Annotated in this window: 6 protein-coding genes; 2 read left to right on the top strand and 4 right to left on the bottom strand. The window is 39.3% G+C overall.

The window, feature by feature from the left end; translation table 11 throughout:
* Window positions 1–27: 27 nt before the first annotated feature.
* The gene (apt, locus tag A6B44_RS06045; protein ID WP_090919561.1) at window positions 28–570 is read right to left on the bottom strand and encodes an adenine phosphoribosyltransferase; all 543 of its coding nucleotides are present in this window, start codon (window positions 568–570) and stop codon (window positions 28–30) included.
* 174 nt (window positions 571–744) lie between these two features.
* On the opposite strand from apt, the gene A6B44_RS06050 reads away from it, so the two are divergent.
* Complete coding sequence (locus A6B44_RS06050) at window positions 745–1,386, top strand: glutathione S-transferase N-terminal domain-containing protein (protein ID WP_090919558.1); 642 nt, start codon at window positions 745–747, stop codon at window positions 1,384–1,386.
* Window positions 1,386–1,802 carry a ClpXP protease specificity-enhancing factor gene (locus A6B44_RS06055; protein WP_090919555.1) on the top strand — a complete coding sequence of 139 codons (417 nt, stop codon included), beginning with the start codon at window positions 1,386–1,388 and terminating at the stop codon, window positions 1,800–1,802. Before A6B44_RS06050 ends, A6B44_RS06055 begins: the two co-directional genes overlap by 1 nt.
* Before the next feature lie 146 nt (window positions 1,803–1,948).
* Here the strand turns inward: A6B44_RS06055 and A6B44_RS06060 are convergent, their stop codons facing one another.
* From A6B44_RS06060 to A6B44_RS06070, 3 genes are all read right to left on the bottom strand, one after another.
* Window positions 1,949–12,889, bottom strand: a complete 10,941-nt coding sequence (locus A6B44_RS06060; protein WP_176673488.1) for a YadA-like family protein — start codon at window positions 12,887–12,889, stop codon at window positions 1,949–1,951.
* Between the two features lie 324 nt (window positions 12,890–13,213).
* Entirely contained in the window at window positions 13,214–13,942 is a 729-nt protein-coding gene (gene truC / locus A6B44_RS06065; protein ID WP_090919548.1) for a tRNA pseudouridine(65) synthase TruC, read from the bottom strand.
* Window positions 13,942–14,253: a YqcC family protein gene (locus tag A6B44_RS06070; protein WP_090919546.1), complete on the bottom strand. Its 312-nt coding sequence runs from the start codon at window positions 14,251–14,253 to the stop codon at window positions 13,942–13,944. Before A6B44_RS06070 ends, truC begins: the two co-directional genes overlap by 1 nt.
* Between the last annotated feature and the right edge of the window lie 1,030 nt (window positions 14,254–15,283).

Here is a 15,283-nt window from a genome sequence, read left to right on the forward strand (position 1 = left end):
TTTTAATTTCTTTCTTTAAACTAACAATTAATGACCATCAAAATCAATAATAGTCATTGATTTAATACCCATTTTTTGAAGCCGTTCTGCGCCTTGTAAAGCTGGCAGACCAATAACAAAAGCCGCATTTTCAACTTTCCCACCCAAACGACGAATCAGTTTTCCTGTGGCTTCAACCGTACCACCTGTTGCCAATAAATCATCAATAATCAATACATTATCACTTTCTTCGATTGCATCCGTATGAATTTCTAAAGTATCTTGACCATATTCCAACTCATAAGATTGAGAAACCACTTCACGTGGTAATTTATTTGGCTTACGCACTAAAATAAAAGGTAACTCCAACGCTAAAGCAATCGGTGCCCCAAAGATAAAGCCTCTTGATTCTGTTCCCACAATTTTGGTAATACCTTTATCTTTAAAGGCTTCAACAATCATATCTACTGTTACCTGAAATGCCTCTGGCACCTCTAACAATGAGGTAATATCACGAAAAATAATACCCTCTTTTGGGTAATTGGGAATGGATTTAATTGACGACTTAACTAACTCAATTTTTTGATTCATAATCTCACTCAATATTTAATAATACAAAACTGGGTAAATGTAACAAAAATGAGCAAAATTACAAGAAAAATAATATTTATCCACCTCTTCTTTTTTTAAAAGTGAAAAATACAGCGGTTTATGTTACAATAACACGTTATTTTTTTAATTTTAAATTATTCGCTGGAGTATTAAATGACGAGTATAAATAAACGTTCTATAATGACACTTTTTTCTAATAAAAATGACATTTATAGTCACCAAGTTCGTATTGCATTAGCAGAAAAAGGCGTGCCTTATGAAATTGAAAACATTGAACCTGATACCATTTCTGAAGACTTATTAGAATTAAATCCACGAGGAAGTCTACCTACGTTAGTAGACCGTGATTTAGCCCTGTTCAACTCTCGCATTATTATGGAATACCTTGATGAGCGTTTTCCTCATCCTCCATTAATGTCCGTATATCCTGTTGCAAGAGCAGAATGTCGCTTAACTATCCACCGTATCAAAAAAGATTGGTACTCACTTATTGATACAGTAAACAAAGATCCTGAATCTGAAGAAGCGAAAAAAGCCCTTGCACAGCTAAGAGATGAATTCTTATCCTTAGGCAACATCTTCGCAGCTAAACCTTATTTTTTAAATGATGATTTTACGCTATTAGATTGCTATATCGCACCACTTTTATGGCGTATGCATAATCTAGGTGTTGAATTTACAGGTGCTGGAAGTAAAGCCATAAAAAGCTATATGACTCGAATTTTCCAACGTAAAAGCTTTATCCAATCTATTGGGGGTAAACCGCCTAAGCATTTAATGGATGAAAAAGAATAATGAAGCCATTACGACCTTATTTATATAATGCTTATTATGATTGGATCATTGAGAGTGAAGCCACGCCTTACTTACTTGTGAATGCAGAATACCTCAATGTTGATGTGCCTCAAGAGTTTGTAAAAGAGGGACAGATTATTTTAAATCTGTCTCCTCACTCTATTGCTCAATATTGTGTAGATAATGAGGCAATTAGTTTCAACGCTCGTTTTCAAGGGATATTACGAGATCTTTATATCCCTTTTGGCGCTGTTATTGCCATATATACTCAAGAAACAGGTGAGGGTGTAATATTCCAAGAGGAAGAGTATTACAGTGAAGCAAATTACTCTGCTCGTCAATCTTCTAAACAGGCAGTAAAAGTGACAGAAAAATCCAAACCGAAAAAAAATACAAAGTTAAAATTAGTCAAATAAAATACGGTAACTCACAAAACAAGCGGTACGATTATTGTAATTTTTTGCAAATTTTTACACAAATCTACCCGCTATACCTGACAAATAAAAAAGCCCTTTTCAACTGAAAAGGGCTTTAATTCGATTAATACCTCATTATACCTAAACTACCAAGCATAACCAGCACCAATACCGCCCCCAACTTCACCTGTCGAGTTAGTATTTAACGAACCTTTGATTATCCATTTTCCGTTATCAGAAATAGTAGATAACCCTACTGCTACTGCAGTATTTTTCTTATAGGTTGCACCTGCTAAAGAAACCACACTTTGACCCGGTAAATACGCTTGTGGTAAAAGTGCCGCCGCCATTGCACTAGAGACTCCGCCTTTAATATCTTCCATCTCACTAGCAACATTATCAATAGCCTTAGTGACACCTTTAAGCTGAGCAACATTAACTGCATCAGTGTCTGCAATACCTGCCGCTACGTTTTTAATCTGCACTGCTCCTGTTGGATTAGCGTTCGATTTCTTCGTAGCCAGTGTAATAGCACCCTCGCCTAAACTTAGCTTAGTACCTTTCACATTTGCAATTGAGTTCACTTCTAAGTCATCTTTTGTTGACACCTTAATAGCGCCTTTCTCTGCAGTTAAGGCAATATTTTTACCTGCCACAAAGTTAGCTTTATTATCTGCTTTAGATAAGGTTTTTACATCCTTACCATCGATCTGTGTCACTATTGATACACCAAGGTCTGTAACTTTCTTCAATGAAGCAATCGCATCATGGATAGTATCTTCACCTGTTCCACCAATATCAGTAAAGGTCAATGTACCATCATCAGCTACATTTGCATTACCACCAAAGTTATTTTTAACGGAATCTGCAACATCAAATAGTTGTGAACCATTGACTGCGTCTGTCGAATCATTTGCAATGGTACCATCAGCAACATGAGTGACCTTTTTGCTTCCTGCATTAATACCGTCTTTCGTTAACGCTACAGTATCTTTATCACTCGCATCTGTACCAAGTACTACTGAGTTTAAGTTTTTGACATCCTCTGACAATTTAATCTCTAACTTATCACCTTCTGCTTTAACATATAAGTTATCCGCAGCAGTTTTTGAGTTTTCATTTAAATGTTGAGTTGCATCAGCTCCTTTTTCACCTTCAATAGTCAGTGCTGTACCTAATGCACGATGTACCGAACCTTCATTACCTTTAAAGTTAAGTCCTTTATTGGCAATATCGGTCGTCAATGACTTAGCTACTGCACTTAATTGGTCTTCTGTTGCCGCTTGTCCTGAAACAAAGTTATCTTTATCAAAGGTTTTATTAGTTAAACCATTGATTGTTCCCTCTTTTCCATTCACGGTCACAAGACCTGCAGTTACCTTACCTTTTGTTCCGTCAATCACAACTTGGTTATCACCCGTACCTAAAGTCACTGTATCAGCAAGCTTAATCTCAAATTCTTTACCACCTGTTCTATTGGTCTTAGTTTGAGATATAACCACATTGGTATCTGCTGCAACCACTGATTCTTCTTTCGCAAGCTGAGTTTTCACTAAATCATCTAATTCAACAGTATAGGTCTTATCGTCACCTGCTGTAGAAGTTACTTTAATGCCAGTACCTGCCACAACTTTCTCTACTGATTGATCTTTTGCTTTAGTCTTAAAGTCATCTGAAAGCCTAACTGTGTAAGTGGTATCATTAGTTGTTGCATCTGTCGTTGAACTAACCACAACATCTGTACTTCCTGCTACTTTAGTTCCTTCCACATTTACTGTGTAAATATCATGACCGTCTGTTCCTGTTGTCTTAACAACACCAGCTACATTTGTACCTCCTGCAACTTCTGTTTTCGCTTTCGTTGCTGCTGTATTTACAACACTTTCAAGCTGATTAACATTAACTGCATCCGTACCATTTACACCTGTTGCTACATTCCTGATTACTTTCTGACCTGCATTAATGCCATTTTGAGTTAATGAAACAACCGTATCACCTGCTACATCTCCTAAAATAACTGACGTTAAACCTTTCAAATTATCTGCCGTAGCAACTTTAATACCACCGCCTTCATTAGTAAGCACAATATTCTTACCTGTTAAGAAGTTGGCGTTATTATTATCTTTCGTTAAAGTCTTAACTTCAGCACCATCAATCTGAGTCACAATTGATTGTAGTGCACTATCAATTGAATTCTTAGTGGTTGTATCCAGTCCTACTGTGTAAGTCTTATCTGTTTCTCCAGTACTTGACGTTACCGCTATACCATTTGTTCCAACCACTTTTTCAATTGACTTATCTGCTGCTACATCAGATACCGCTTTTAATTGCTCTTGAGTCGCCGCTTGTCCTCCTGTATAAGTCGCATTTGGATCAAAGGTGGTATTACTTAAACCTTTTACAGTTTTCGCAGTTCCATCAATTGCAACCCCTCCTGCTGTAACATTACCAGCTGTACCATCAATAACAATTTGATTGTCTGCAGTGCCTAAGGTCACTTTATCTGCTAACTTGATATCATACGTCGGTTTTCCACCATTTGCTGTCGTTTCCTTGATTTGCAAGTTACCTGTCGTATTGTAGGCATTTGAGTTAGCCTCTGTTCCTTCATTCACCGTCACCGCTGTCGGCTTCGCTGTACTTGTGACATAGTCTTTTAATTGCTTAACATTTACCGCATCTGTATTCTCTGTACCTTGTTTAACATTAGTCAGCTTACCTCCATTCACCGAGATATTTTTATCTGTTTCACCTAAGATGATTTTACCACCATTCGGTGCGTTACCTATTGAGGTAATTCCTGTTAAGTTACTCGCCAAAGTTAACGCATACTCGAGACCACCTGTACTATTAGTTGTCGCATGAGTAATAGCTACGTTATTATTCGTCGACACTACCGACTCTTCTTTTGCTAGCTGTGTCTTTGCTGTCTGATCTAATTCAACCGTATAAGTTTTATCATCATCGGCTGTTGAGGTTACTTTAATGCCAGTACCTGCCGCAACTTTTTCTACTGACTTATTCGCAATCTCTGCTTTAATACCAGCACTTAAATCAACGTTATAAGTGGTATCATTCGTCGCCGCATCTGCTGTTGAACTCACCACTACATCTGTACTTCCTGCTACTTTTGTGCCTTCAACATTTACTGTGTAAATATCGTGTCCGTCTGTGCCTGTTGTCTTAACAACATCTGCTACATTTGTACCATTCTTAACTTCTACTTTAGATTTATTCACCGTATCTGTTAATTGAGCTACATTTACTGCATCCGTACCATTTACACCTGTCGCTACATTCGTGATTACCTTCTGACCTGCATTAATACCACCTGTCGTTAAAGATACAGTATCATTTCCTAATGCATTTCCTAACACTACTGATGTTAAACCCTTCAAATCATTCGCCGTCGCAACTTGAATTGAACCATTGTTATTCGTTAAGACAATATTTTTGCCTTCATTGAACTTCGCAATGTTGTTGTCTTTATCCAAGGTTTGTACTACTGTTTGACCGTTAATTTCTGTCTTAATACTTTGTAATGCATTATCTACTTTCGTTTGCGTGGCTGTATCTAAGCCTACCGTGTAAGTCTTATCTGTCTCTCCAGTACTTGACGTTACCGCTATACCATTCGTTCCAACCACTTCTTCAATTGACTTATCTGCCGCTACATCAGATACCACTTTTAATTGCTCTTGAGTCGCTGCTTGTCCACCTGTATAAGTCGCATTTGGATCAAAGGTGGTATTACTTAAACCTTTTACAGTGTTCGCAGCTCCATCAATTGCAACCCCTCCTGCTGTAATATTGCCAGTTGTTCCATCAATAACAATTTGATTGTCTGCGGTGCCTAAGGTCACTTTATCTGCTAACTTGATATCATACGTCGGTTTTCCACCATTTGCTGTCGTCTCCTTGATTTGCAAGTTACCTGTCGTATTATAGTCATTTGAATTAGCCTCTGTTCCTTCATTCACCGTCACCGCTGTCGGCTTCGCTGTACTTGTGACATAGTCTTTTAATTGCTTAACATTTACCGCATCTGTATTCTCTGTACCTTGTTTAACATTAGTCAGCTTACCTCCATTCACCGAGATATTTTTATCTGTTTCACCTAAGATGATTTTACCACCATTCGGTGCGTTACCTATTGAGGTAATTCCTGTTAAGTTACTCGCCAAAGTTAACGCATACTCGAGACCACCTGTACTATTAGTTGTCGCATGAGTAATAGCTACGTTATTATTCGTCGACACTACCGACTCTTCTTTTGCTAGCTGTGTCTTTGCTGTCTGATCTAATTCAACCGTATAAGTTTTATCATCATCGGCTGTTGAGGTTACTTTAATGCCAGTACCTGCCGCAACTTTTTCTACTGACTTATTCGCAATCTCTGCTTTAATACCAGCACTTAAATCAACGTTATAAGTGGTATCATTCGTCGCCACATCTGCTGTTGAACTCACCACTACATCTGTACTTCCTGCTACTTTTGTGCCTTCAACATTTACTGTGTAAATATCGTGTCCGTCTGTGCCTGTTGTCTTAACAACATCTGCTACATTTGTACCATTCTTAACTTCTACTTTAGATTTATTCACCGTATCTGTTAATTGAGCTACATTTACTGCATCCGTACCATTTACACCTGTCGCTACATTCGTGATTACCTTCTGACCTGCATTAATACCACCTGTCGTTAAAGATACAGTATCATTTCCTAATGCATTTCCTAACACTACTGATGTTAAACCCTTCAAATCATTCGCCGTCGCAACTTGAATTGAACCATTGTTATTCGTTAAGACAATATTTTTGCCTTCATTGAACTTCGCAATGTTGTTGTCTTTATCCAAGGTTTGTACTACTGTTTGACCGTTAATTTCTGTCTTAATACTTTGTAATGCATTATCTACTTTCGTTTGCGTGGCTGTATCTAAGCCTACCGTGTAAGTCTTATCTGTCTCTCCAGTACTTGACGTTACCGCTATACCATTCGTTCCAACCACTTCTTCAATTGACTTATCTGCCGCTACATCAGATACCACTTTTAATTGCTCTTGAGTCGCTGCTTGTCCACCTGTATAAGTCGCATTTGGATCAAAGGTGGTATTACTTAAACCTTTTACAGTGTTCGCAGCTCCATCAATTGCAACCCCTCCTGCTGTAATATTGCCAGTTGTTCCATCAATAACAATTTGATTGTCTGCGGTGCCTAAGGTCACTTTATCTGCTAACTTGATATCATACGTCGGTTTTCCACCATTTGCTGTCGTCTCCTTGATTTGCAAGTTACCTGTCGTATTATAGTCATTTGAATTAGCCTCTGTTCCTTCATTCACCGTCACCGCTGTCGGCTTCGCTGTACTTGTGACATAGTCTTTTAATTGCTTAACATTTACCGCATCTGTATTCTCTGTACCTTGTTTAACATTAGTCAGCTTACCTCCATTCACCGAGATATTTTTATCTGTTTCACCTAAGATGATTTTACCACCATTCGGTGCGTTACCTATTGAGGTAATTCCTGTTAAGTTACTCGCCAAAGTTAACGCATACTCGAGACCACCTGTACTATTAGTTGTCGCATGAGTAATAGCTACGTTATTATTCGTCGACACTACCGACTCTTCTTTTGCTAGCTGTGTCTTTGCTGTCTGATCTAATTCAACCGTATAAGTTTTATCATCATCGGCTGTTGAGGTTACTTTAATGCCAGTACCTGCCGCAACTTTTTCTACTGACTTATTCGCAATCTCTGCTTTAATACCAGCACTTAAATCAACGTTATAAGTGGTATCATTCGTCGCCGCATCTGCTGTTGAACTCACCACTACATCTGTACTTCCTGCTACTTTTGTGCCTTCAACATTTACTGTGTAAATATCGTGTCCGTCTGTGCCTGTTGTCTTAACAACATCTGCTACATTTGTACCATTCTTAACTTCTACTTTAGATTTATTCACCGTATCTGTTAATTGAGCTACATTTACTGCATCCGTACCATTTACACCTGTCGCTACATTCGTGATTACCTTCTGACCTGCATTAATACCACCTGTCGTTAAAGATACAGTATCATTTCCTAATGCATTTCCTAACACTACTGATGTTAAACCCTTCAAATCATTCGCCGTCGCAACTTGAATTGAACCATTGTTATTCGTTAAGACAATATTTTTGCCTTCATTGAACTTCGCAATGTTGTTGTCTTTATCCAAGGTTTGTACTACTGTTTGACCGTTAATTTCTGTCTTAATACTTTGTAATGCATTATCTACTTTCGTTTGCGTGGCTGTATCTAAGCCTACCGTGTAAGTCTTATCTGTCTCTCCAGTACTTGACGTTACCGCTATACCATTCGTTCCAACCACTTCTTCAATTGACTTATCTGCCGCTACATCAGATACCACTTTTAATTGCTCTTGAGTCGCTGCTTGTCCACCTGTATAAGTCGCATTTGGATCAAAGGTGGTATTACTTAAACCTTTTACAGTGTTCGCAGCTCCATCAATTGCAACCCCTCCTGCTGTAATATTGCCAGTTGTTCCATCAATAACAATTTGATTGTCTGCGGTGCCTAAGGTCACTTTATCTGCTAACTTGATATCATACGTCGGTTTTCCACCATTTGCTGTCGTCTCCTTGATTTGCAAGTTACCTGTCGTATTATAGTCATTTGAATTAGCCTCTGTTCCTTCATTCACCGTCACCGCTGTCGGCTTCGCTGTACTTGTGACATAGTCTTTTAATTGCTTAACATTTACCGCATCTGTATTCTCTGTACCTTGTTTAACATTAGTCAGCTTACCTCCATTCACCGAGATATTTTTATCTGTTTCACCTAAGATGATTTTACCACCATTCGGTGCGTTACCTATTGAGGTAATTCCTGTTAAGTTACTCGCCAAAGTTAACGCATACTCGAGACCACCTGTACTATTAGTTGTCGCATGAGTAATAGCTACGTTATTATTCGTCGACACTACCGACTCTTCTTTTGCTAGCTGTGTCTTTGCTGTCTGATCTAATTCAACCGTATAAGTTTTATCATCATCGGCTGTTGAGGTTACTTTAATGCCAGTACCTGCCGCAACTTTTTCTACTGACTTATTCGCAATCTCTGCTTTAATACCAGCACTTAAATCAACGTTATAAGTGGTATCATTCGTCGCCACATCTGCTGTTGAACTCACCACTACATCTGTACTTCCTGCTACTTTTGTGCCTTCAACATTTACTGTGTAAATATCGTGTCCGTCTGTGCCTGTTGTCTTAACAACATCTGCTACATTTGTACCATTCTTAACTTCTACTTTAGATTTATTCACCGTATCTGTTAATTGAGCTACATTTACTGCATCCGTACCATTTACACCTGTCGCTACATTCGTGATTACCTTCTGACCTGCATTAATACCACCTGTCGTTAAAGATACAGTATCATTTCCTAATGCATTTCCTAACACTACTGATGTTAAACCCTTCAAATCATTCGCCGTCGCAACTTGAATTGAACCATTGTTATTCGTTAAGACAATATTTTTGCCTTCATTGAACTTCGCAATGTTGTTGTCTTTATCCAAGGTTTGTACTACTGTTTGACCGTTAATTTCTGTCTTAATACTTTGTAATGCATTATCTACTTTCGTTTGCGTGGCTGTATCTAAGCCTACCGTGTAAGTCTTATCTGTCTCTCCAGTACTTGACGTTACCGCTATACCATTCGTTCCAACCACTTCTTCAATTGACTTATCTGCCGCTACATCAGATACCACTTTTAATTGCTCTTGAGTCGCTGCTTGTCCACCTGTATAAGTCGCATTTGGATCAAAGGTGGTATTACTTAAACCTTTTACAGTGTTCGCAGCTCCATCAATTGCAACCCCTCCTGCTGTAATATTGCCAGTTGTTCCATCAATAACAATTTGATTGTCTGCGGTGCCTAAGGTCACTTTATCTGCTAACTTGATATCATACGTCGGTTTTCCACCATTTGCTGTCGTCTCCTTGATTTGCAAGTTACCTGTCGTATTATAGTCATTTGAATTAGCCTCTGTTCCTTCATTCACCGTCACCGCTGTCGGCTTCGCTGTACTTGTGACATAGTCTTTTAATTGCTTAACATTTACCGCATCTGTATTCTCTGTACCTTGTTTAACATTAGTCAGCTTACCTCCATTCACCGAGATATTTTTATCTGTTTCACCTAAGATGATTTTACCACCATTCGGTGCGTTACCTATTGAGGTAATTCCTGTTAAGTTACTCGCCAAAGTTAACGCATACTCGAGACCACCTGTACTATTAGTTGTCGCATGAGTAATAGCTACGTTATTATTCGTCGACACTACCGACTCTTCTTTTGCTAGCTGTGTCTTTGCTGTCTGATCTAATTCAACCGTATAAGTTTTATCATCATCGGCTGTTGAGGTTACTTTAATGCCAGTACCTGCCGCAACTTTTTCTACTGACTTATTCGCAATCTCTGCTTTAATACCAGCACTTAAATCAACGTTATAAGTGGTATCATTCGTCGCCGCATCTGCTGTTGAACTCACCACTACATCTGTACTTCCTGCTACTTTTGTGCCTTCAACATTTACTGTGTAAATATCGTGTCCGTCTGTGCCTGTTGTCTTAACAACATCTGCTACATTTGTACCATTCTTAACTTCTGTGTGTTTTTCAGCAGTATGAGCCACTGCTTTTAATTGTGCAACGTTAACTGCATCACTATCTTCAGAACCCGCTGCTACATTTATAATCTGACGTGTCCCTTTACTAATAGCATGCTTCTCACCTGCTTTGGTTTCTTCGCCTTCTTTATAGTCTCTTTCTGCAAACTCTCTGTCTCCAGTACCAACAGACACTGCTCCAAGACGACCTTGAACTGTTTTTAAAATATCACTCTTATCATCACCTGTTGCTGCCTCATTAGCATATACTGCACCAGCCGAGGCTTGGGCTTCTGTACTGGTTTTTTTACCGCTAATCGCATTACGGTTAGCAATAGAATCACGTCCCAGTGCTACACCACCAGAGGATTCTGCCGATGATAATAACCCAATAGCAACCCCTGCTCTTGCTCTGGCTTCTGTTCTTGAGCTTGTTCCTAATGCAATACCATAATCCGCATCACTTTCAGCAAGTTGAACATCAGAACCTCGACCTGCTCCACTCCCTATCGCAATAGCAAAAGCACCATTAGTTGCAGTATCTTTTCCTTCACCATTAAGACCATTATCTGGAGACGATGAGCCAATATGACGAGTACCAATAACAATGGATTGAGTACCTTCAGCAAACAAATCATTACCAACCGCAATAGTTTGTGCACCGGTTGCATGAGTAAATGAACCCAGTGCTAACGACTCTGTACTTGTAGCGTGAGCATTTTGGCCCAGTGCTGTACTCATTTGTCCTGTAGCTCTTGTACCATAACCGATGGCAGTACTTCTAAGTTCTTCAGCAACAGCTTCTGTACCAATAGCAACATTACCACCTACTTTTGCCTGTGCTTTATGACCTAAAGCAACAGTACCATCAACTTCAGTTGTACTCGAATGCGTACCATAAGCATATGCTTCTCTACCAATCGCAATGGCATTACTACCAATGGCATCTGCATCATATCCAAATGCAACTGAACTATCCCCTGTTGCTTGAGCATTCACCCCACCAGCTATTGCCAAACCACCCTTGGCACCACCAATACCATCAACAAAGGCTTCATTACTTTCATTACCTGTTTGTGTATTTTCCGTTTTATTTACATGGAAGTAATTTTTTGCTGTCCCAACCGCATTAAATGCTGCTTTTAATTGAGCAACATTAACTGCATCACTGTCTTCAGAGCCTGCCGCTACATTGATAATCTGACGTGTTGCACCTTTAATGGTAAATGTTTTACCCTCTTCAATCACATTACCATCTTGATCAAATTTATCCCTTAACTTAAAAGTTCTATCTTGTGAACCAACAGATACGGCTCCCAATTCACCCTTAACCGTTGATAAAATAGCTTCTTTATCTATATCACTTATTCCCTTACTTGCATAAACTTTGTTAGTATCAACAGTAGCATTAGCATCAACTCCAAGACTAGCCGTTGACATTGCTGCACGATGAGCCGCTGATCTAGAACCAATTGCAACACCTCCCAACTTATCTACTGAAGAAAAGCGACCAATTGCAACCCCTGCCACACCTGCTTTTTCTGTTCTCGCACTTGTTCCCAATGCAATACCATAATCTCCATCGCTTTCAGCAATCTGATTTTGACTATTTCTATCATAACCACTACCAATCGCAATAGCAAAATTACCATCAGTGGTTGTTCTTTCACCTTCTCCACCTTCATGACCTTCTGGATCATTCGAACCAATCCAACGAGTCCCCATGGCAATTGAGTAAATACCACCTGCAAATACATCATTACCTATGGCCAAAGCTTGCTCACCTAAAGCATGTGAATAATTACCAAAGGCCGTTGACTCCAATCCTGTTGCGCGCGCACCATGACCAACGGCTGTACTTTGGAGACCAACTCCAGTAATAGCGTCATCACCAATAGCAATTGAACGATGCCCTAGTGCTTGGGCTCCATGTCCAATAGCAACAGCATAAGTATCCGCTGCTTTAGCATTATGTCCCAAAGCAACTGAATCTTGTGATATAGCCTGAGCATCAACACCAGCTGTAACTGAATAAGCTCCTTTTGCTCCACCAATACCATTGATCACATCTGCATTATCATCTGTACCTGATTGATTATAATTTGCACTATTTACATGAAAATAATTTTTCTGTTTTTCTAATTTTTCAACTTGTGCTTTCAAATCATCAATTTGTTGTTTTAATTCTTCTGGAGTTAATGTTGTAGCTATTGATGAAGTACTAAGACCTAGTGCTATTAATACACTTAACGTCATTTTTGCAAATTTAAAAGAGGATCTACCCGCTTGTACCTGAGGTTTATTGGTTGTTGAAGAGTGAGTTTTTGTTTTGCTTTTAGCTAATTCGCTAACTGCGGTAAAAGTTTGTGTTGCTTTATTAAACACAACTTTATAGATATTGTTCATAATCTCGGTATCCTTTATCAGTGGATATCCTATTCCTAGATAAAACTACAAATTCCTTTTTATAGCCTGTAAATTCTGTCACTTCTGGTAACAAGTAAGTAATTAAATGTGATAATTGTAGAATAGTGTAACAGAACAGGACGTTAAAGGCAAGAAAGCCATTGTTTTTATTAGGTTTTATGTTATTTAAGTGATAAGGTCCGATCCTGCATCACAGATCAACAGATCATATAACAAGATCACTTTAGTGTATTGTTTTATAATAGTTTAAGTGAATTTAATCGCAAAACCCTTATTAATCAAGGGCAACCCTCCTTAGATCAATTACAGATCATTTTTAACATTTAGATCAAAAAATTCAAATATTCTGTGCCATTGTAGATCAAGCGGTGCGATCACGACGATTTTTTGCAATGTTTTAGGGTGTATAAAGGTGAGTGATTGAGCGTGTAAAAACAAACGGTTACAACCACTTTTTTCGAAAAAAGTGCGATTTTGGTTCAGGTCACCATAACGTGTGTCGCCAATAATGGGATGAAAGAGATGTTTAAGATGACGCCTTAATTGATGTTTTCGCCCTGTTTTGGGTGAAAGTTCAACAAGGGAATAGCGCGCCGTTTGATGCTTTCCTGCAGGGTAAGGCATTTCAATTTGTGCTAAACAACGATAGTCAGTAATAGCTTGTTGTGGCGCTTTAGGCTGTGAAAATTTATCTGCAATTTTATCTAACTGTTCTTTAAGGGGATAATCAATCTGCCCTTCTCCATTTAGATAGCCTCGTACGATGGCGAGGTACTTTTTTTGTATCTGGTGTTGCTGAAATTGTTCACTCATTAAGCGAGCCATTTCACTGTTTAAAGCGAACAGTAAAACTCCCGATGTAGGTCGATCTAATCGATGAATCGGAAATACGTGTTGTCCAATTTGATCTCGTAATGTTTGCATTGCAAACACTGTTTCGTGTTTATCCAACCAACTTCGATGTACTAACATTCCAGCAGGTTTGTTGATGGCAATCAAATCGCTATCTTGGTATAAAATCGTTAATGCCATTATTGGTTTAACGCTGTTTCAATTTGACGAATTGGGTGGCAAAGTGCTGATAAATAAGCTTTATTTTTCAATGCTTCTTCAAGATAAGGTGTAATAGAAAACTGAGTAGGTAGCGCTGCATTAGCCTCAATCAACGCTTCCATTCTTGGAATAAAAATCCATTGTAACCATTGTGTTGCACAAAGCGTGCCAATACAAAAAGGTTGATCATTATTTAACGCCTCTGGCGAGGGAGCAGTACTTTCCCATAATTGATGACTTTCCATAACTCGCTGTAGTTCGTGTAAATGTTGTCGTATTTGTGTTTTCATTGGTTTATTTTAAATGTTTAATTTATTTCTTACTTCGTTCTCTCATCCTTCGACAGGCTCAGGAACCGAGAACGGAGATATCGACGCAAAAAATATCGATCACGGACTAGACAAACACCAGTCACTGAACTTCCCCAAACACCGGTCACTGAGCCCGTCGAAGTGGTAGGTGTTTTCACACAGAACACTGAGGTTCGGCTATTGAGCTCGGTTATTGAGCCTGTCGAAATATCGAAGTGTTCGACGTTTCCACTCTGAATTTGCTTCTTACTTCGTTCTCTCATCCTCGACAGGCTCAGGAACCGAGAACGGAGATATCGACGCAAAAATATCGATCACGGACTAGACAAACACCAGTCACTGAACTTCCCCAAACACCGGTCACTGAGCCCGTCGAAGTGGTAGGTGTTTTCACACAGAACACTGAGGTTCGGCTATTGAGCTCGGTTATTGAGCCTGTCGAAATATCGAAGTGTTCGACGTTTCCACTCTGAATTTGCTTCTTACTTCGTTCTCTCATCCTCGACAGGCTCAGGAACCGAGAACGGAGATATCGACGCAAAAAATATCGATCACGGACTAGACAAACACCAGTCACTGAACTTACCCAAACACCGGTCACTGAGAAGTGGTAGGTGTTTTCACACAGAACACTGAGGTTCGGCTATTGAGCTCGGTTATTGAGCCTGTCGAAATATCGAAGTGTTCGGCGTTTCCACTCTGAATTTGTTTCTTACTTCGTTCTCTCATCCTCAACAGGCTCAGGAACCGAGAACGGAGATATCGACGCAAAAAATATCGATCACGGACTAGACAAACACCAGTCACTGAACTTCCCCAAACACCAGTCACTGAGCCCGTCGAAGTGGTAGGTGTTTTCACACAGAACACTGAGGTTCGGCTATTGAGCTCGGTTATTGAGCCTGTCGAAATATCGAAGTGTTCGGCGTTTCCACTCTGAATTTGTTTCTTACTTCGTTCTCTCATCCTCAACAGGCTCAGGAACCGAGAACGGACACTCAGGAGCAGA

Origin of the sequence: Pasteurella skyensis (assembly GCF_013377295.1) — a bacterium.
Classification (GTDB): Bacteria; Pseudomonadota; Gammaproteobacteria; order Enterobacterales; family Pasteurellaceae; genus Phocoenobacter; species Phocoenobacter skyensis.

Excerpts from the sequence above, each read along its gene's own strand:
- apt (WP_090919561.1), bottom strand. The coding sequence starts at position 570 with ATGAATCAAAAAATTGAGTTAGTTAAGTCGTCAATTAAATCCATTCCC.
- A6B44_RS06050 (WP_090919558.1), top strand. The coding sequence starts at position 745 with ATGACGAGTATAAATAAACGTTCTATAATGACACTTTTTTCTAATAAA.
- A6B44_RS06055 (WP_090919555.1), top strand. The coding sequence starts at position 1,386 with ATGAAGCCATTACGACCTTATTTATATAATGCTTATTATGATTGGATC.
- A6B44_RS06060 (WP_176673488.1), bottom strand. The coding sequence starts at position 12,889 with ATGAACAATATCTATAAAGTTGTGTTTAATAAAGCAACACAAACTTTT.
- truC (WP_090919548.1), bottom strand. The coding sequence starts at position 13,942 with ATGGCATTAACGATTTTATACCAAGATAGCGATTTGATTGCCATCAAC.
- A6B44_RS06070 (WP_090919546.1), bottom strand. The coding sequence starts at position 14,253 with ATGAAAACACAAATACGACAACATTTACACGAACTACAGCGAGTTATG.